The organism is Nitrosospira sp. Nsp1, from assembly GCF_900100985.1.
Lineage (GTDB): Bacteria > Pseudomonadota > Gammaproteobacteria > Burkholderiales > Nitrosomonadaceae > Nitrosospira.
Genome location: NZ_FMUF01000015.1, coordinates 22,604 through 40,288, shown reverse-complemented (window position 1 = coordinate 40,288; position 17,685 = coordinate 22,604). Strand labels below are relative to the sequence as shown.

Annotated in this window: 13 protein-coding genes and 1 CRISPR repeat array; of the genes, 2 read left to right on the top strand and 11 right to left on the bottom strand. The window is 55.4% G+C overall.

The annotated features are described in order from the left end of the window. Window positions 1-212: 212 nt before the first annotated feature. The 8 genes from BLP78_RS10340 to cas1f all read right to left on the bottom strand — a co-directional run bounded on the left by BLP78_RS10340 (window position 213) and on the right by cas1f (window position 12,244). A complete protein-coding gene (locus BLP78_RS10340; protein ID WP_090458979.1) occupies window positions 213-563 on the bottom strand; it encodes an EamA family transporter in 351 nt (116 codons plus the stop codon). Next, window positions 560-976 carry an EamA family transporter gene (locus tag BLP78_RS10335; protein ID WP_090458977.1) on the bottom strand — a complete coding sequence of 139 codons (417 nt, stop codon included), beginning with the start codon at window positions 974-976 and terminating at the stop codon, window positions 560-562. The genes BLP78_RS10340 and BLP78_RS10335 overlap by 4 nt, the downstream gene beginning before the upstream one ends. A 254-nt stretch (window positions 977-1,230) precedes the next feature. Beyond that, a CRISPR array of direct repeats spans window positions 1,231-3,661; the repeat unit is 28 nt; unit sequence TTTCTGAGCTGCCTATACGGCAGTGAAC. Between the two features lie 129 nt (window positions 3,662-3,790). Next, a complete protein-coding gene (cas6f, locus tag BLP78_RS10330; RefSeq protein WP_090458975.1) occupies window positions 3,791-4,354 on the bottom strand; it encodes a type I-F CRISPR-associated endoribonuclease Cas6/Csy4 in 564 nt (187 codons plus the stop codon). Window positions 4,355-4,357: 3 nt separating this feature from the next. Then, window positions 4,358-5,392, bottom strand: coding sequence for a type I-F CRISPR-associated protein Csy3 (gene csy3, locus BLP78_RS10325; protein ID WP_090458973.1), 1,035 nt, complete (start codon window positions 5,390-5,392; stop codon window positions 4,358-4,360). A gap of 26 nt (window positions 5,393-5,418) precedes the next feature. Further along, on the bottom strand, window positions 5,419-6,423 hold the full coding sequence (gene csy2 / locus BLP78_RS10320) for a type I-F CRISPR-associated protein Csy2 (RefSeq protein WP_090459028.1): 1,005 nt from the start codon (window positions 6,421-6,423) through the stop codon (window positions 5,419-5,421). Next, complete coding sequence (gene csy1 / locus BLP78_RS10315; protein WP_218118960.1) at window positions 6,416-7,720, bottom strand: type I-F CRISPR-associated protein Csy1; 1,305 nt, start codon at window positions 7,718-7,720, stop codon at window positions 6,416-6,418. The genes csy2 and csy1 overlap by 8 nt, the downstream gene beginning before the upstream one ends. Before the next feature lie 166 nt (window positions 7,721-7,886). Then, window positions 7,887-11,285 carry a type I-F CRISPR-associated helicase Cas3f gene (cas3f, locus tag BLP78_RS10310; protein WP_090458971.1) on the bottom strand — a complete coding sequence of 1,133 codons (3,399 nt, stop codon included), beginning with the start codon at window positions 11,283-11,285 and terminating at the stop codon, window positions 7,887-7,889. Beyond that, window positions 11,282-12,244, bottom strand: a complete 963-nt coding sequence (cas1f, locus tag BLP78_RS10305) for a type I-F CRISPR-associated endonuclease Cas1f (RefSeq protein WP_218118959.1) — start codon at window positions 12,242-12,244, stop codon at window positions 11,282-11,284. Before cas1f ends, cas3f begins: the two co-directional genes overlap by 4 nt. A 484-nt stretch (window positions 12,245-12,728) precedes the next feature. Between cas1f and BLP78_RS10300 the strand changes: the two genes are divergently transcribed. After that, window positions 12,729-13,013: a CopG family ribbon-helix-helix protein gene (locus BLP78_RS10300; RefSeq protein ID WP_025042090.1), complete on the top strand. Its 285-nt coding sequence runs from the start codon at window positions 12,729-12,731 to the stop codon at window positions 13,011-13,013. Then, window positions 12,998-13,306: a type II toxin-antitoxin system RelE/ParE family toxin gene (locus BLP78_RS10295; protein ID WP_090458968.1), complete on the top strand. Its 309-nt coding sequence runs from the start codon at window positions 12,998-13,000 to the stop codon at window positions 13,304-13,306. Before BLP78_RS10300 ends, BLP78_RS10295 begins: the two co-directional genes overlap by 16 nt. A 42-nt stretch (window positions 13,307-13,348) precedes the next feature. On the opposite strand, the gene BLP78_RS10290 is transcribed toward BLP78_RS10295, so the two are convergent. The 3 genes from BLP78_RS10290 to BLP78_RS10280 form a co-directional block, all read right to left on the bottom strand. Continuing rightward, window positions 13,349-15,994 carry a [protein-PII] uridylyltransferase gene (locus BLP78_RS10290; RefSeq protein WP_256330210.1) on the bottom strand — a complete coding sequence of 882 codons (2,646 nt, stop codon included), beginning with the start codon at window positions 15,992-15,994 and terminating at the stop codon, window positions 13,349-13,351. 6 nt (window positions 15,995-16,000) lie between these two features. After that, window positions 16,001-16,801: a type I methionyl aminopeptidase gene (map, locus tag BLP78_RS10285; protein WP_090458966.1), complete on the bottom strand. Its 801-nt coding sequence runs from the start codon at window positions 16,799-16,801 to the stop codon at window positions 16,001-16,003. Window positions 16,802-16,983: 182 nt separating this feature from the next. Beyond that, complete coding sequence (locus BLP78_RS10280; protein WP_090458964.1) at window positions 16,984-17,592, bottom strand: SPOR domain-containing protein; 609 nt, start codon at window positions 17,590-17,592, stop codon at window positions 16,984-16,986. Window positions 17,593-17,685 lie beyond the last annotated feature (93 nt).

The following is a 17,685-nucleotide window of genomic DNA, read 5'->3' as shown; positions in this document are numbered from 1 at the left end:
CTGGAGTTATTCATTATTTATATATTAAGAGCGGGAAATTACAAATATGAAATACCTGAACTTAATGGGACTCTGTTTCGACGGGGTCGAACTTGATTGAATCGCCATAAAAGGCAATATGCGGAATCCCTCATTTGCCTCCCAATCCAATGTCCGGAGCTATCCGGAACAATCAACGGGCGATTCCGAAGCTGTGCTGAAGCTGGGGTTGGCTACTGGCTGACGCTCACGATCATAAGTCCGCCCACAATCAGGAGGACCCCGCACCACAGTCGGGGCGTCATCTTTTCCTTGAGCGCCAGGCTGGCTCCAAACGCCATGAAAAGCGGACTCAGGGCGTCGAACGGGTAGAGATAACTCAGCTCGACCTGCGACAGCAACTCCAGCCACAGGAAAAACCAGAGCGTCAGCAGGCCGATGCCGCAGGCGAACGGAACAGCCTGCTTCCACCTGGCGGCTTCCGATTCGCCTGCCGTATCATTCATTGCATGTTTGAGAAAAATCTGTCCCCCTACCATGAAAGCTTGGGAAACAATGATGAGAACCGGAAACCAGCTGCTCATGCGCGCTCCTCGACCCGGCAATAGGATTCCGCAATCACCAAGACTCCAAGGAGCACCACGGCTATTCCGGCAGCGCGCATCGGACTGATCATTTCGCCCAGAAAAAGATAGCTGGCCAGAGGGACGAAGATGTGCTCAATATTGATCAGATTGAAAGCGATGTTGAGGGGAAGGACCTTGAGTACCTTTAACCAGAAGACAAAGCTGATGATGTAACAGAGAATTCCCGCCAGGATCCACCCTGACACAAGTCCCTGAATCTCCAGCCAGCTTAGCCCGCTATGAAAAGTTTGCGTGTCGTCCACCCCCATTTTCAAGAAAACCTGAGACGCGGCGACAAACAGGGCACAGCAGACGACCCCCCAATAGGGAAGGCCTCTTTTTACACTCGCGGGAGACTGGATCGAGTTCATCGTAAATCCATAAAGTGGGGAATTTCGGGAAACCGGATCATACCGCGCCGGTTACAGGATGGGAATCGGATGCCGAAAATTCCTCAAGCACTTTAGCGTATTAACAATCGTTATCATTACTACTATTACTAATTAATGTCGCTGACGCGAAAACATTTCTCTTTCTGCCATTTGTGCTTGTCCCGGTAGCATGCGTGTTGATTCAGTCCACGATTTTGAATCAACATAAAAGGCAATATATTGATCCAGTAAATTTATCTGAGCTGCTATGCGGCAGTGAACACATCAGACCACTTTGAAGCCGGAATGCTGAATTTCTGAGCTGCCTATGCGGCAGTGAACGCGGAAAGACTCGGTGGCCGCCACGCCCTTGCTTTCTGAGCTACCTATGCGGCAGTGAACCTGAAACTCTCGTCTTGAGTTCGTGTGTTTCTCTTTCTGAGCTGCCTATACGGCAGTGAACAAAGGTACGCTCACTGCGGGCGCGATCTGCGATTTCTGAGCTGCCTATACGGCAGTGAACGTACACGCCACTTACCGCTTCTATCCGACCTTTTTCTGAGCTGCCTATACGGCAGTGAACTAGCAAGTGCTATTGAACACTCCATGGCTCAATTTCTGAGCTACCTATACGGCAGTGAACGCACAAGCTGATCGACACAAACAGTCCGGTTATTTCTGAGCTGCCTATACGGCAGTGAACCGATCGTAAGCATAACAACGAACACGGTAATCTTTCTGAGCTGCCTATACGGCAGTGAACGAGCGCAGGCAGTCCTTAATTGGCATATCAACTTTCTGAGCTGCCTATACGGCAGTGAACCCGAAGGTTTCCACCAGCTGATCGGCGCGAATTTTCTGAGCTGCCTATACGGCAGTGAACGGACTGTCCGTGCATGCCACGCCAGCCGAAGATTTCTGAGCTGCCTATACGGCAGTGAACCGGTATCTCCCTTGTGTCCCGAACATCATCAATTTCTGAGCTGCCTATACGGCAGTGAACGACGCATCTGGTCCAGGTGGGAAATTTTACGTTTTCTGAGCTGCCTATACGGCAGTGAACGAAAATACGATGAATGTCCGCAGGAACCATATTTTCTGAGCTGCCTATACGGCAGTGAACTCGAGGAATGGATCATCTCGCGCACGTAATACTTTCTGAGCTGCCTATACGGCAGTGAACCAAGCAGCCCGCCTGCTACATCTGAGCGTGTCTTTCTGAGCTGCCTATACGGCAGTGAACTGGGAAATAGAGAGTTCGAGAAGTGGGCTGATTTTCTGAGCTGCCTATACGGCAGTGAACACAACCTTGTCATCAGAGCTCACTTCCCCTCCTTTCTGAGCTGCCTATACGGCAGTGAACCAGTAGATCGCGATCAGAATGTAATCGTTGCTTTTCTGAGCTGCCTATACGGCAGTGAACCTGGATAGGTATCAGTGGAATGAGGTCCGGTCTTTCTGAGCTGCCTATACGGCAGTGAACGGAGATCTTGGCTGTGATGTGATGGTGGACCGTTTCTGAGCTGCCTATACGGCAGTGAACTCTATCCTCGTCTCAAAATAGATGTCTGCAATTTTCTGAGCTGCCTATACGGCAGTGAACCTTGATCTCGCTGATCCTCGTCCTGTCGGTAATTTCTGAGCTGCCTATACGGCAGTGAACATAAGCTGGCAGAAACTCGCCTCGCCGCAATGTTTCTGAGCTGCCTATACGGCAGTGAACCATGGCCCCGAAAAAGGTAACTGTGCGGTATCTTTCTGAGCTGCCTATACGGCAGTGAACGATTGAGATTCGGCGAGCGCAAAGTCATCATCTTTCTGAGCTGCCTATACGGCAGTGAACTATTAGCGTTGGACATCTATATCAACTCGCCCTTTCTGAGCTGCCTATACGGCAGTGAACAACGCCGATCATGTCTTTCGAGGATTTGCCGCTTTCTGAGCTGCCTATACGGCAGTGAACCTGACCGCGGCAGCTAAACCGCCGAATATGCCTTTCTGAGCTGCCTATACGGCAGTGAACATTTTGCAGCCGCGTGCGATTCATTCATTGGCTTTTCTGAGCTGCCTATACGGCAGTGAACACCCAAAGGGGCCAGCCCTTGGCGCCGGAAGCTTTCTGAGCTGCCTATACGGCAGTGAACGAAAGTTTATATCGAAATGGTGAGCGAGTTGATTTCTGAGCTGCCTATACGGCAGTGAACCGCTGGTCTGACGAAAGGATCGCGCACGATATTTTCTGAGCTGCCTATACGGCAGTGAACGATGCGCTGTAAAGAGATGTGCATTCTTCGATGTTTCTGAGCTGCCTATACGGCAGTGAACCTGACGAGTCTGTTCCGCTTATTGAGCGCGTATTTCTGAGCTGCCTATACGGCAGTGAACAAATGACTTGATCTTGGTAACGTTGTTTCTCATTTCTGAGCTGCCTATACGGCAGTGAACGGAACTGGTGCCACTCTGGGCTGCCTTGAATATTTCTGAGCTGCCTATACGGCAGTGAACTACATCAGTGTCCGCAAGAACAGCTACGGCAATTTCTGAGCTGCCTATACGGCAGTGAACTAGCATTCCGTCAGAACACGTTACCGGGTACATTTCTGAGCTGCCTATACGGCAGTGAACTGCCGCCGCTTCGCTGGCGCCGAAGTGTTCCATTTCTGAGCTGCCTATACGGCAGTGAACTAAATCATAAGTCGTGCAAATGCTTATCATCCAACAGGATTGAACAAAATACAGCGTGCCTACCTAAAAATTCAGGCAAAAGATAAGTTATTGATTTTTAAAGAACGAATTCAGGTCCGAAAAAAACGGTCAAAACCAGGGGATTGTCGCCGCCTGGCTCAAGCCAAAGGCGTTAAAGTCGCCCTCGGTTACATGGGATTGGGCTGGCCCATGGTCGATGAACAGCCTGAAGGATTGCCCGGTACTGGCGCTCCGCAATTGCACATAAGGCAGCTTCACCAAACGGGCAAGCTCGTCCGGGATACGCTGGCGGGCCTCCTGGGCGTCCAGGTTGTGGCGTCGCATCAGCCTCCGACGCAATCGCTCCGGGCTGCTTTTGACCTGCACGCGCCTCACGACACGATGTTTGGCATTTTCCGGGATGTGCGTTGGTTGCGTCAGCGTAACGTGATCGCGTATGCCAGTCATCCAGTCGCTCGCCATCAAAGCCGAAAGTGCGACAAGACTCCCATGCAGGCGCAGCCTTGTGCCCAAATGCGGTGCTTGCAAGCTAAAACCCGGAAAACTTACGCCAATGCGGGCGCTGTTCTGTGCTGCCAATGCCCGGTGCAGCTTGGCGTAAAGCGCATTCATGAGCTGATGGGCGGGAAACTCCGGGTCCCGCAGAACATCAATATCTATGTGGTGATCCATGGCTCATTCCTTGTCCGCATCGCCGAATACCCCACCGCGAATCAAGGTGGCCATTACAAAGTGCTGTTGCTCTGTTGCAGGTATCCGGTCCTTGAGCAGCCAGTTGTCAAGAAGCGAGTAGAAATCCACTTTGTCAGTGGGTTTGCGGTATGCCTTGCCCTGTGTAGTGACTGAGCCGTAGGGTTCCACTGGAATGGGACCATTCTCCTCCGCCCCGGCGTACCAGTCGTCAATCGAGCGTAGCGCATTGCCTATCTTCTGCGAGTGAATGCCAGCGATGCTGCTGACGGTGTATAGCGTCTTGCTCTTGGTTGTCTTTGCCTTGTCGAGAATGAGCTCTTGCGAAGGAAATACCTCCTGTCCTGCACCCATGCGTACAAAAGCGGTGACTTGCAGCAGCACGTGGCGGTTGCCAGCCAAGCCCTCGGCAATGAGCGCGCTCAACTGTGCCAGTGCTGCCGCAGCTTCGGATGGCGCATCGAAGTGACGCAGCGACAGCGCCAGGGCATCAAAGATCCAGGTCTGCGCGGGCTGGCCCTCGATCAGTTGCGATACTTGTACCGAAATTTGCTCGGCGCCCAGGCGGTTGCGCCACAGGAAGCGGCCATTAGCCAGATTACAGGCGTAGCGTCGAGCCAGTTCGCCAAAACCGTGCGCATCGACATAGCTTTTTACAGTGCTTTGCAGTTTGCGCTGGTAGTCGGCGTTATTGCAGGCCGAGGGCACGCCTGCGCCGCCCAGTATGCGCAGCGTGAAGCTGACTTTGAGGGTATCGGCATCGGCGGGCAGGGCTGCTACGTCCACGGTTTGCAGATTGGGATTCTCGATTGCGGCATCCAGCTTGGCGGGGTCCTGGTCTTTGGTTTTCAGGCGGTTGGAGATGGTGCCGCGCACGGATTTTTCTCGCACGTCTACCACGGCCCATTCCCGGCTGGCGGTACGTTGAGTCCAGGAGCCAGAGAAAAACAGGGCATCAGAGGGATCCAGCTTGCGTTCGAATGCAAGCACGGACGCGGTTTTGAGAGCGGTAGTTGCCATAGTGATATTCCTTGAATTGAGTAAGTTTAAGAAACCGGAAAAGACGGCGGGGCTTGGTACGCATTGAAGCAGCGGTAGAGGCCGCTGGCAGGGTCATAGGTTGGCTCCCAGACCAGGTCGCTGACGCCGGTGAGACGGTGGGGGCTGATCCACTGCCCCATGGAATAGACGCTTTCGACAAAGCGGAATGGCACGCGAGGGTCGCGCGCACCTGCTACAGTCCCGGGGCCATGCAGATCTGAGAGCGCCGCAAATCCCACCGGCATGGGCACGATCCAGCCGGGACGACGGTCGGTCATCCATTCCATGGCCTCAGCGGTGTCTCCGGTCTTCTTATCCACCGTTTTCTGGCGAACGGCGTGGTGGTTCAGGCGCGAGAGGTCCAGCCAGGCATCCAGCAAGGTCGCGCCGGGCACGGTCAGTTGCAGCTCGGCGAGCCGCGCTTGCAGCAGGTCGTCACGCGATACCAGCGCAAAGCCGGGGAGCCAGCGGCGGCTGAGCTTGCGGAATTCTTTGCGGCGCTCCTCGAGAGCGTCAGGCACCAATGCTAATGTGGACCGCGAAGGGTAGCGAAATTTACCCGGCAGTGGCGAAACGACGCTGCCTCCCGCGATGCGCATGCCTGCAATCATATCCCCGATATGCGCTGCCAGTTGCGCCCGTTCGGCCTCTCCCAGCAGCGCCGCCGCCAGTTCAACCTCGAATACCAGGGTAATGTCGAGATGGATGCGACCTTCTTCCACGATGGCGGCGGTGCTGCCGTCTTGCAACAGAGGATTGCGCGTCAGGTGAAAACTTCGGGTATAACCACCCTGTGTCACCTGGGGCTCGAAGCTGTGGCAGACCACGCCGACACTGTAGAACGCGATGCCCATGGAAGGCCCAAGGCGCCTTTCCAGCGCGGTCATCAGACCGGTGAAGGCGGTGATGGCAGGAAAACCCCAGGTCATTGGGCTGGAAATGGCATTGGCGTTTTGCACACGCAGGCGCGGCAGCACCAGCAGCGCTTCGCTCTGTGGCTGCTCAGTCATCATGGCGACCCTCCCGTTCTTCGGCCTTGATCTGTTCGTACATCCGGTTGCGCCATTCCAGAAACTCGGGGTCGCCCATGGGCAGCGGGTCGCGCAGTTGCGCATTGAGCCAGTTGGCAAACAGCGCGCTCACGCGCTCGGCAGTATCGGTGGGCGGCGGCAGGCCTTCCGATGCCGGAGCCCATTCGACACCTTCTGGGTCCAGCCAATGCTTTACCTCGTTGGAGAGATGGCACGCCGGAGTCTGGCTCCAGCCCGGCGGCAGGGGGCGCAGTTCGGCACGAAATTGCAGGAACTCGTCAATAATGCCATCGACCCACTCGGCGCGACGCCTCCGGGTCTCAAGGTTACGTGTCGGATCGGATTTCAGGAATGCCAGCAACGCCTTTACCATTCGCCGTACCTCCGGGCGCCGATTGAAGCGGGGGAACATCGAGTCGGAGCCCAGCAGCGGTTTTACGTCGATCGAGCGCCACGTAGGCAGCAGCGAGGCGAACAAAAGGTTATCGCCACGTCGCTCGCTGTTAAGCTGGCTGATGTTCTGCGGCTTGGTGCCGCCAAGTTTTTGAATGGCGAGATCAGGATATTCCCGCACCGCCCGGGCGCTGTATTTACTTTCTTTTTTGGCTTGACGCGCCGCTATGGCTTCTTCGCTGAAGCGATCGTCCTGCACCGTTTGGTAGACGCGATGCGCCAGTGAGCTGGCATACAGCGGTGCGAGCAGGTGGAAACTACCATCGTCATGCGGGTCATCGCCTACCGGCCAATAAAGTTGCTTGGCGAGAGTGTGCGAAGCCAGGCGGTCCGGCCGCTCGGCCAACCCGCCAAATGCACTGATCCAGGCTTGTGCTTGCGCTGGATCGTTGCTCAACGCCGTCGCCAGGTCGGCATCGCGCGCCATGGACAAGGCCAGCAGGCTGTACCCCTCATGTTCCAGTTTGAGGAACTTGTACACGTCGAGCGCGGCTGCGTTGCCAACCACATCGCTTGTAAATTCATTCCCCAGGCAGTGGCTGCCCACAACCGTCAGTACTGGCTGAACGTCCGGCGGGCTGTACAGGCTGGTACCCTTTGCGTCAGGATGAGCTGGTTTGAGCGAGTGCGTCACCGCCTGAATCTGGCTGATGCGGCGCGCTGCGTTAGCCAGCCAGTTTTCCGGAATGAACTGCTGATGAAGTTCGGCACGCTTGGGGTCATCGTCTCTGAGTTTATCGAGCTTGTCATCAAGCCGCTTTTTCAGAAAACCGGCAATGAGCGCTCGCAATTCGGTGACACGCTGCATATCGGTATTTCCCATTTAGTTCTCCTTTTATTGGGCAATACTAGTATAATCCGTTATACGTTTAATTGGATTTTAGGTAGAATTAGTATAAACTACAAAAACTGCTGAAAAGCAGTTCAGAAAGTTATGCGTTTTATTTTCACTGCCGTGTAGGCAGGGCCGATTCCCATGTCGGCTTTTTTTACAATCTTGCTTTCGTAAATCCCAGCGCCGGATGAAAGCGCCATCTGTTATCGTTATTCTTGTTCTGCGGCAAGGTCAAGATGCCGTATCTGTCGGCGCACTCAGCCAGCGGCATATCCATGTCGTCCGCCAATTTGATCAGTGCTTGCATGTAGTCGGTCTGACCCCAGGGCTCGATGCCCCGGCCCTGCACATCCGGGTCGGGAATGCGAACGTTTCGCGATGTTTCCACCACTGCAAACTCTTTTTCACCCCGTCGGCCATTCGGCTTCTCCATCAGTTGAACCAGCTCGTAATCATCCCCGTCGGCCGTTGGGCGCAGTAATAAATCCACGCGCTTGATGTCATCCCGGCGGAAACGCTGCTGCTGCGGCAATACAGCTGTGAGTAGCGCATCGTCCGGTGGCAAATGCCACCAGCACGTGGCGTTGAGCACCGAGGGCAGAGCCATCCTGGCCGACCCGCGCTGGCGCAGGCCGGGTGGAGCGGGAGCTGTGCTGGTCATTTGGACCAGCATGGCCCGGTGCATTCTGGCGTGTTCCAGGTCGGCCAGCCGGATCCTTGGCTGCAATTCCTCGGGCGGCTGTGACACGATTCGTGGCCGGGCGTCGATCACTTCCCGTTCAGCGCCGGACAGCAGTTCAGCCATGGAGTGGGTCATCAACTGAAAATCTTCGGTTCCTTCGGCTTCAAAGCCGGGCTTATAAAACGCCGGTTTGCCCGGTTTGCGGAAGTGCCGCAAATTGGTATCGAAGACCTGTATGTTTGGAGTTTTGCATTCGCCCTCGCGGTGGCGGCGGACACGCCCCGCGAGCTGGATCAGCGAGCGCATGGACGAGGGTTCGACCACGGCCCAGTCATAGTCGTGGTCGCGGCCGACCTCGGTGACGGGTGATCCGAGTACGATAAAAAGGTGATCGGGTTCGCCGTTTGCATCGAGCCGCTGACGGATGTCCGGCAGGTTGAACACCGCTTCGGGCTGGCGGCGGTTCAGCGCTTGATCGAGCTGGCGCTCGATGTTCGAGCGAATTAGCAGCGGAAACTGCGAGTGGTAGGCGCACAGGTGTACGCGCACCCCTTCAGGCGCACCCAACCGGTACAGCGCCAGTGCAACTTCCACCAAAGGCTCGATGTTGGCCATGCGCACCAACCCGAAGCTGACGCGCTTGCCGCTGCGGGGATCGACGCTGTGGTGCTGCGCATGCAAGTGCATTGCAGCAGTTTGCACCAGCTCGGCAAAATGGGCGGCATGATGGTCCTGTTTCAGTGCACCAAGGTTTAGCGGCAACAGATGGCAACGCCGGCGCACCTCCGCCTTGCCCAGACGGTCATGGCGCTTGGCGGCAAAGGTCTGATGCGCCAGGACGAACACCGATGTATCGGCACAATCAGCCTGCGATTGGTTGAACTCGTCGAACCATGCGCAGCAAATTTCCGGAATCGGGTCGGCAGCTCCTGGCCGCGATCCCCGATTGCGTTGGAAGTGCTGGCGTCCGTTGCGGTAGGCTTCGAACAACCCCTGCACGAGTGCCGGCGGCAAGGTGGCCGATGACAGCAGCACGCGCGAGCCCAGCAGTCCGGCCCAGTGCACCAGGCGGGTGAGCGCGGGGAGATCGTCGATATCGAAATCATCCGGTTCGTCGAGCACCAGGTCGCCACTCATCAACCGCAGCATCGGGGCAATCTGGCGCCCGCCGCGTTCGCTCTCGGTGGCCGGAGTCAGGTGATCGATGGTGCATACCAGCAGCGGTGCCGTGAGCAGGAAGCGCACCTTCGGGTCGTGCATGATGCGGCGCAACAATGGATGTGCATCCCGGTTGCCTTCAAAAGTGACATGTGAGTTTTCGTCGAGGAGCTCCTGGCTCGACGCCGAGCCCGTGGCTTCGGCCTTGCGCTCGTAATGTTCGAACAGCGCCCGGCTCGCCGAGCCGCCGACGCGAATGGCCAGGTCCTCATCATTCAGGCCCAGCAAGTCTTGAAAAGCCTTGCCTGTCTGCAGCGTCAGGGTCCGTAATCCCATGGCAAAAGCGCAGCGCATGCCGCGCTCCGCATCGGCCAGGGCATACATGATGCGCGCATTGGCCAACGTCTTGCCGCAGCCGGTGGACGCCATGTTGACGATGAAGGCGCCATGGTGACTGGAGCGCTTGCGCATTGCCGCCGCTGTTTCCACGGCTTTGTCCTGCCAGCGGAACCGCTCGTCTAGCGAGCGTTTGCGTAGCCCTTTGTGGCGAGCCAATCGGGGCAGTTGCTCGTCAAATCGCGGCAGCGCGTGGGTTACTTCCGCACTGTGCTGGGCGACGCCGAGCAGGTGCTCATCCAGCGTCTGGTTGAAATCACCATTGTCGGTGTTGGCATACAGCGGGTAGCCCTTGGGCACCTCCACGCGTCCTTGGTCCTTTCCCTTCAGGCTGGAATAATGGTGGTCTGCCAGCATCAAGCTCAGCCTGGATATGTGCATCACATACGGGTTTCTCAGCCAGTTGCCCTTGCCGGGCTTGGCGCACAGGGCGAGAAGGCGTTGTGCAAGCCGGGCCGCGCGCTTGCGCCACAGGTCGGTGGTGACGGGCAAGCCGTGGGGAAATTGCCAGTAGTACGGCAGGGTGCTGCGATCGCCCTCATCGACCCGCTCATTCCAGCCTGCATCGATACGTTCCAGTATCTTATTCAGCAACCCGAGCTGAAACGTCCCTCGGCTGCCATCGCTATTGCATGGCAAGGTTGGAAGGCGATGGTGCGTGACCACGAGCCAGCCGATAGCCTGAGCCAGGGGGGCGTGCGCAAGACGGGCAAACGGGCGTGACAAGCCCTTATCCAATCCATCGCGCTGCAACCGGTTTGGATCCAGCCAGGTTTCATCATCCTGCGAGGTGGGCGCCGCGAGTCGCGCTAGCCATTTCGCATCATCATCGACGCCGACGAATGCCTCGAACAGGCGCAGCGACACCCATTCATGGCGATACTGGTTGCGTTCCTCGAGCTTTCCCTCCAGGCGCATCTGGAAAGCGCGGCAGGCTTTGCCGAGATCGTGCAGCAGTGCACTCAGCGCGGTCAGCAGGTGAATGTCTTCGCCGGTATGCCAATCGTTTTCGTCCTCATGGCGCAGGATGTTGCGTGTGGTGGTGTTGGTAGGCACAGCGCCCTGGTTGTTGAAACGGCTGGCATCCCCTACTATCCACAACAGTTCGCTATGGTCGAGCCCGCGTATCCAGTGGCAGGCCACAGCGGTATTCTTGCGCGCGGTTTTACGCAGCAGTTGGCGTAGCGTATCAAGCCCATCCTGGGTAATCGGAGTCTGCCAGGTGCGTTCGCCACGCCGCTCACCGAATTGATCGAGGATGCGCCGGGTTTCTGTCAACGCCCGTTTGTCGCACTGCGAGATAAGCAGGATGTTCATGCGCCAGCATGGGGATGAGCCTGGGCGAGTCTGCCGATCTTGAGTGCTACTGCCTTGAGGGTGTCGATCATGAAGTCCAGCGACTCGCTGCTCGTCAGGCTTTCAATGCATGCCTGCCGGAATTCCTGCTCGGCATCACCTCGCATCGTCGAGATAAACGCCTGAGGCAGGATGATTGCATCCTTCACCAGGTCGGCCACGTCGAACACCAGTCCGCCGCGGCGGGTTTTTCCGTGCAGCACTGCCAAACCGTGTGGCAGGCCGAGCACCCAGGTGGCCGTGGCCGCCAGGCCATATGCGAGATAATTGCCGTGATCGAGAAACTGGTTCGCGGTATCGGTGCTGTCACCTCGTTGGCTGCGAACAAAATCCCCGTGCCGCGTTGCCTCCGCAACCAGGCGATAAAGCTGCTTGGTGAGACGTCCTTCCTCGGTCAACAGTTCCATCTGATTCGGGGCTGTCTTGATGCCCTGCGCTGATTGCTTCAACAGCTGCTCCAGAGCGCGTATATCGACCGGGAACGGGTTGTTCTTTAACCGGCTCAATTTGAACCAGCTCTGACTGATTCGCTCCAAGCGGATTTGCTGGAACTCTCTGGCTGCAGCGAGGCGTAAGGCATCGTCAAACCAGAACCGGACCCAATGCTGCAAATACTCTGTGGGACGGTACTCGCTCTGGGGGGAAAACCAGGCCACCTCGATATCAATTTCGTTCGCACTGAACAATGGTGTTCCACCGCCTCCGCAAAATCCTACCAGTACCCCGGCTTTGGCCAATTCACGCATCGCAGCCTGGGTAACCGATGTGCCTGTGCCCAGGAGAATGGTGGTTGTATTGGCAATCGGTATGTTCCAGTAAAGGGAACGCTTTCCTTCATCGGTCACGTACTCGACCCGTCCACCATTGACGAGTACCCGGCAGTGCTCCAGGTAGTAAATGTTGGCACGCTTGGAGTGCAAGATCGATTTCAGATTTTTTGCGGTTATGTCTATCACAAGAACACGCTACAGGACAGCTTGCAAATACTCGCACCATTGTTGGTAGCCAGGTAAATCCGTGGCTCTGGAGTAATATTGATTCCCACGTCGGGCTTCATGTATGTCCTTGATGTCTTGGTATAACCTGCAACGGAAATTAAAAGGTTTTTTATGCCATCCGCTTCGTATTTCCTGATCAGAATTCCGGGACACCTTCCTGCTCTCGAAGCAATGAACAGAAGGATGGCGTTCCTCTTTCAAAGACTCTCCATATTTTACCGGTTCTTATAGCTCAGCCTATTGGACTTAAGTACACGTGACTTACGGAATGGGTATTGGGGGTTACGATTAAATGACTTACTTTTTCCCGGTGTCGTTGATCGCAGCTTTGATCGCCCGGACTTGCGCCTTACGGCGCTGTGGTGTTACTCTGGTGCCACCGATAGTCCGAAAGGTGCAAGGCACAATGACCACCACATCGCTAAAGCTTTCAGATGAACTCAAGCAACGTGCTGTTGCTGCAGCTGAAAAAAAAGGGATGTCGCCACATGCATTCATGGTCCAGGCGATAGAGAGAGCAGCGACGGCAGCTGAATGGCGTGCCAGTTTCGTAAGCGAGGCTCAAGCAGCACGGGAAAAAATGTTAAGGACCGGCAAGGGCTTTGATGCCCGCGAGGTTCATTCCTATCTTAAGGCGCGCATTGCTGGCAATAATCCTGCAAGGCCAAAAGCCAAATCCTGGCAAAGCTGAGCTATTCGGAACGAGCGCTTGCCGATCTCGAAAGACTTACCGACTTTTTGATTGATAGCGATCCTTTGTCGGCAGCAGAGACGCTAGAACTGATTGAGGAAGCTATAAGTTTATTAATCCGCCACCCATTTATCGGCCGGTCCGTAGAGTATGAATTGCGTGAGTTGGTCATATCTCGCGGAAGTACCGGTTATGTGGCCCTCTATAGCCTGGAGGAAGATCAGGATGCTGTCCTGATTCTTGCGATCCGTCATCAGCGTGAAGCAGGGTATTTGGGGCGGGACGAGGATTGAGCCGTTGCATCCTCTCCAAGTGGAGGTAGAACAGCCAAAAATCTACGATTCTTCAGCAGCTTCAACTGTTTCACACGAAATCTGCAGCGCCTTTATCAGCTCGGTTTCCAGCTGGATCAGCATCCTCGATTCGTTCAATATATTTCCCGTAACCAGAAACGTGTCTTCGGCACGCTCGCCCATGGTATTTATCCTGGCGCTGTGCACATTTATGCCAAAACGCACCAGCACCTGCGCGATACGGGACAGCAGCCCCGGTTGGTCGCCGGCAACAATCGACATGACATGATACGTACCCTTTTCGTCCGGCTCGATATCCACTTCCGGCGTAATCGGAAAATGCTTGAGATGGCGGCTCAGGCGTCCCTGCAACGGTGCCTCCAGAGGAACGGCCGGATCCAATTGCTGTGTCAGTTCATGCTCTATGAAGCTGAGTGCATCACAGTGGTGTTGCGTTACGTTGAAGGGGTCGAGCACAAGAAAGCTATCGAGAGCATAGCCGTGGCGTGTAGTATGAATTTTTGCCTGGACTATATTGAAATCGATGTGATCGAAGAAATTGCATATGCGCGCAAATAAATCCTTCTGATCCGCTGCGTAGACCAGTACCTCGATGCCCGTCCCGGTTGGGGCGACACGCGCCTTCACCACGGGTATCGGCGGCTTCATCTGCGGGCCCAGATGAAGCGCATGCCAGGCGATTTCCTGCGGATCATGCAACAGCAGATAGGTCGGGCCGAGCGCCGAATACAACTGCTCATATACGCGCGTGGGAATATTATCGCGCTGTAGCAATTCCAGCACCTTGTTCCTGCGATTTCTCAGCGTGCCTTCCGCGTGGGCGGGCTCACCGCACAGATGACGCCGCGTTGCCCTGAACAGATCTTCCAGCAGCTTGCCTTTCCAGGTATTCCATACTTTCGGGCTGGTGCCTCGAATATCCGCAACGGTAAGCAGATAGAGCGCGGCGAGGCGGCGTTCATTCCCGATGCGCCTGGTAAAGTCTGCGATCACATCTAGGTCGGATATATCTTTTTTTTGCGCTGTCATGGACATGACCAGATGATTTTCGACAAGCCACTCAACCATTTCCACGTCTTCCTTCAACATTTCATGTTGCTGGCAGAAACGTCTGGCGTCGGTTTTGCCAAGTATCGAATGGTTTCCCTGGCGTCCTTTGGCAATGTCGTGGAACAGCCCGGCGAGATAAAGCACCTCAGGCCGTTCGAATTCACCGATGAGCCGGCTGCAAAGGGGGTATTCGTAGGCGAACTCCGGTGCGTTGAATCGGCGCAGGTTTCTCACGACCATGAGGATATGTTCATCCACTGTATAGACGTGAAACAGGTCGTGTTGCATCTGGCCGACAATGCGCCCGAATGCCGGGATATAACGTCCCAGGATGCCGTAGCGGTTCATGAGGCGCAATTCACGCGTCAGCCCGCGCGGTTGGCGCAGGATTTCCATGAATAGGGCGCGGTTGTGCGGATCGCGCCGGAAACCGGCATTGATCAACGGCGCGGCCCGCCACATTGCGCGCAGTGTTGCTGCGCTACGCGCTTTCAGGTCGGGATTCTTTTGCAGTAGCAAAACGCTTTCAAGAATCGCCGCCGGATTTTTTTGGAAAATATTCTCGTCGCGCATTTCCAGCAATTCACCGCGCTTCTGAAACCGCTCGTTGATGACGACCGGAAGCGCATCCGTATCGGGGAAAATCTCTGCGCGCAAGGTGAGCAACAGGATAGTGTTAATCTGCGTTACCGTTCTGGCGGCACGATAGTACCGCTGCATCAGCATTTCGCCTGCGCGGCGCGGCGGTTTGCCGCTTATATCGAGCGCATCGGCGAGAGGGTTCTGGTAATCGAATAACAGGCGGTCTTCACGCCTTCCGGCGAGATAGTGCAGCCGGATACGAAGGTCCTGAAGGATGGTTTGATTATGTTGCACGAGACGCGCTTCCCGGTGAGTAATGAATCCCCCCCGGGCAAGATCCTTCCATGAGTTTCCCAATCCCGCAGCACGGCTAACCCACAAAATATTGTGCAAATCCCGAAGGCCGCCGGGACTTTCCTTTATATTGGGCTCAAGATTGTATATGGCGTCCTGATATCGGCCGTGGCGCTGCTGTTGCTCAAGCTGCTTGGCGGTGCAAAACGAGCGCGGCTCAAGCATTGCCCGCATGGCGAGTGAAAATTCAGTGAACGGTTGACGATAGCCTGCAAGCTGCCGAGCCTCAAGCATACTGGTCTGCACCGAGATGTCTTTGGCTGCCTCTTCGGTGCACTCCGCCAGGGTGCGGATACTGTGGCCGACGTCCAGCCCGATATCCCACAACGATCTTACCCAGCATTCCAATCGCACCTTGATATCGGCGTCCATTACGTTGGCATCGCTTCCTTCTGCGGAAACCAGCACCAGGAGATCAACGTCGGAATGAGGAAAAAGTTGGCGCCGGCCATAACCGCCCACGGCCAGTAACACGATGGAACCGGGCATCGCCATTTCGCGCCAGACGTGCTGCAGAATTTTATCCACCAACTGGCTGTGGCCCCGCAGCAACACTGCGCCATTCTTATCCTTGCAATAGCGCTGGTGCAACAGCTCACGTCCCTGAAGCAACGCCTCCTTGGCAGCCTCGGCATTAAAAGGACTCGACAACGGCATGAGCCTTTTATCGAGGCGCATCATGATAAGTCAGGAACGGAAGACCGGCTTCGGCGGCGCACCGGCGGACACTGTCAGCACTTCATATCCGGTTTCTGTCACCAGCACGGTGTGCTCCCATTGTGCTGACAGGCTGTGATCCTTGGTAACGATGGTCCACCCATCGGCCAGCGCGCGGATGGGCGCCTTTCCCGCATTAATCATGGGCTCGACCGTAAAAATCATCCCGGCTTTGAGTTTCAGTCCGGTACCGGCGCGGCCATAGTGGAGCACCTGCGGTTCTTCATGGAATTTCGCGCCGATGCCATGGCCGCAGAATTCCCTTACCACGCTGTATCCATGATTTTCGGCAAAGTGCTGGATAGCATGGCCGACGTCCCCCAGATGTCTTTCCGGTTTGATTTCCTCGATGCCTCGCCACATGGCCTCATACGTGATTTCGCATAGCCGCCTGGCCTGGATTCCGGGTTCGCCGACGTAGTACATGCGGCTGGTATCGCCGTGGTAATCATCCTTGATGACCGTCACGTCAATATTTACGATATCGCCTGATTTCAGTATTTTCTGACCCGGAACGCCGTGGCAAACCTGATGATTGACCGATGTGCAGATGGATTTCGGATAGGGTGAATATCCCGGCGGCGCATAATTGAGCGGAGCAGGAACCGTATGCTGCACATCGACCATGTAATTGTGGCACAGTGTATCCAGCTCATCAGTGGTGACCCCGGGTTTAACAAACGGCGTGATGTAATCCAGCACCTCCGACGCCAGCATGCCCGCTACCCGCATTTTCGCTATTTCCTGCTGGGATTTGAGAAACACCGTCATAATGAATTCCTGATTGATCGAGAAAATAGACTCAAAAACTGAAGGCTTGCATGAGGACGTCAAGCACCCGCAGTTTTCTATAGGCAAGAAAATCTGGCCAAGGTTTTGTCGCTGCGCTTCTTTGTATGAAGTTTATTACGTTGGATAAAATTGCAAAGGGCAACAACGTTTCAAGTCCTGCCTCAGGTATTTGCGCACTTTGCCGTCTTGAGTTCGCTGCCGGGAAATTCTTCTTTCAACCGCATCATCTTTGCGCTCATGTTTTCCTCTGGTGAGCGTGCGACGTATTTGACCTGCTTCAAGTTGCGCGCGCCGATAATTGCAGACCTTACCCCTTTTTTCCTGAGTGCTGCCAGAAAAGCCTGGGCGTCTTCTATGTTTTCAAAAAACCCCATGGAGATGGCATTATTCCATTTACTGGTGTCGTCAACGCGCGTGTAATGGGTGATTCCCAATCTCTTGAGCTCGCCCATTTTTCGTTCGGCGTGGCGTTTGCTTCTGAGCGGAGGAATATGCACCCAATAGACGGGGGCTGTACCCAACTCCTGCCGAGTTACCTTGTCGTCCAGTTCATGGGCGGCAATCGCTGCCGCAAGCCGTTCCAGATCTGCCTCAACGAACGTTCCCCATTCCAGACAGGTTGCAGATGCGGGAAGCGCCTGCAAAAGCTTGATTTTTTCCGGTTGAAGCTCCCATGCCGGCGGGGCGGCGCTTCCGCCAGCCGGCTCCAGTTGAATGTAAGTCGCAAAGGCCAGATTGACAAACAACAGTAGAAAAAATAATGTTCTCATTTGTTGACGACTTATTATTGTTATTCAGTCTCTGCCTTGTTAAAATGCGGCGTTAACCTCAATCCCAAGAGCATCATCTTTTCGGAGTTCCAG

Excerpts from the sequence above, each read along its gene's own strand:
- csy1 (WP_218118960.1), bottom strand. The coding sequence starts at position 7,720 with ATGGGAAATACCGATATGCAGCGTGTCACCGAATTGCGAGCGCTCATT.
- cas6f (WP_090458975.1), bottom strand. The coding sequence starts at position 4,354 with ATGGATCACCACATAGATATTGATGTTCTGCGGGACCCGGAGTTTCCC.
- csy2 (WP_090459028.1), bottom strand. The coding sequence starts at position 6,423 with ATGACTGAGCAGCCACAGAGCGAAGCGCTGCTGGTGCTGCCGCGCCTG.
- csy3 (WP_090458973.1), bottom strand. The coding sequence starts at position 5,392 with ATGGCAACTACCGCTCTCAAAACCGCGTCCGTGCTTGCATTCGAACGC.
- BLP78_RS10280 (WP_090458964.1), bottom strand. The coding sequence starts at position 17,592 with ATGAGAACATTATTTTTTCTACTGTTGTTTGTCAATCTGGCCTTTGCG.
- map (WP_090458966.1), bottom strand. The coding sequence starts at position 16,801 with ATGACGGTGTTTCTCAAATCCCAGCAGGAAATAGCGAAAATGCGGGTA.
- BLP78_RS10335 (WP_090458977.1), bottom strand. The coding sequence starts at position 976 with ATGAACTCGATCCAGTCTCCCGCGAGTGTAAAAAGAGGCCTTCCCTAT.
- BLP78_RS10340 (WP_090458979.1), bottom strand. The coding sequence starts at position 563 with ATGAGCAGCTGGTTTCCGGTTCTCATCATTGTTTCCCAAGCTTTCATG.
- BLP78_RS10300 (WP_025042090.1), top strand. The coding sequence starts at position 12,729 with ATGACCACCACATCGCTAAAGCTTTCAGATGAACTCAAGCAACGTGCT.
- BLP78_RS10290 (WP_256330210.1), bottom strand. The coding sequence starts at position 15,994 with ATGATGCGCCTCGATAAAAGGCTCATGCCGTTGTCGAGTCCTTTTAAT.
- cas3f (WP_090458971.1), bottom strand. The coding sequence starts at position 11,285 with ATGAACATCCTGCTTATCTCGCAGTGCGACAAACGGGCGTTGACAGAA.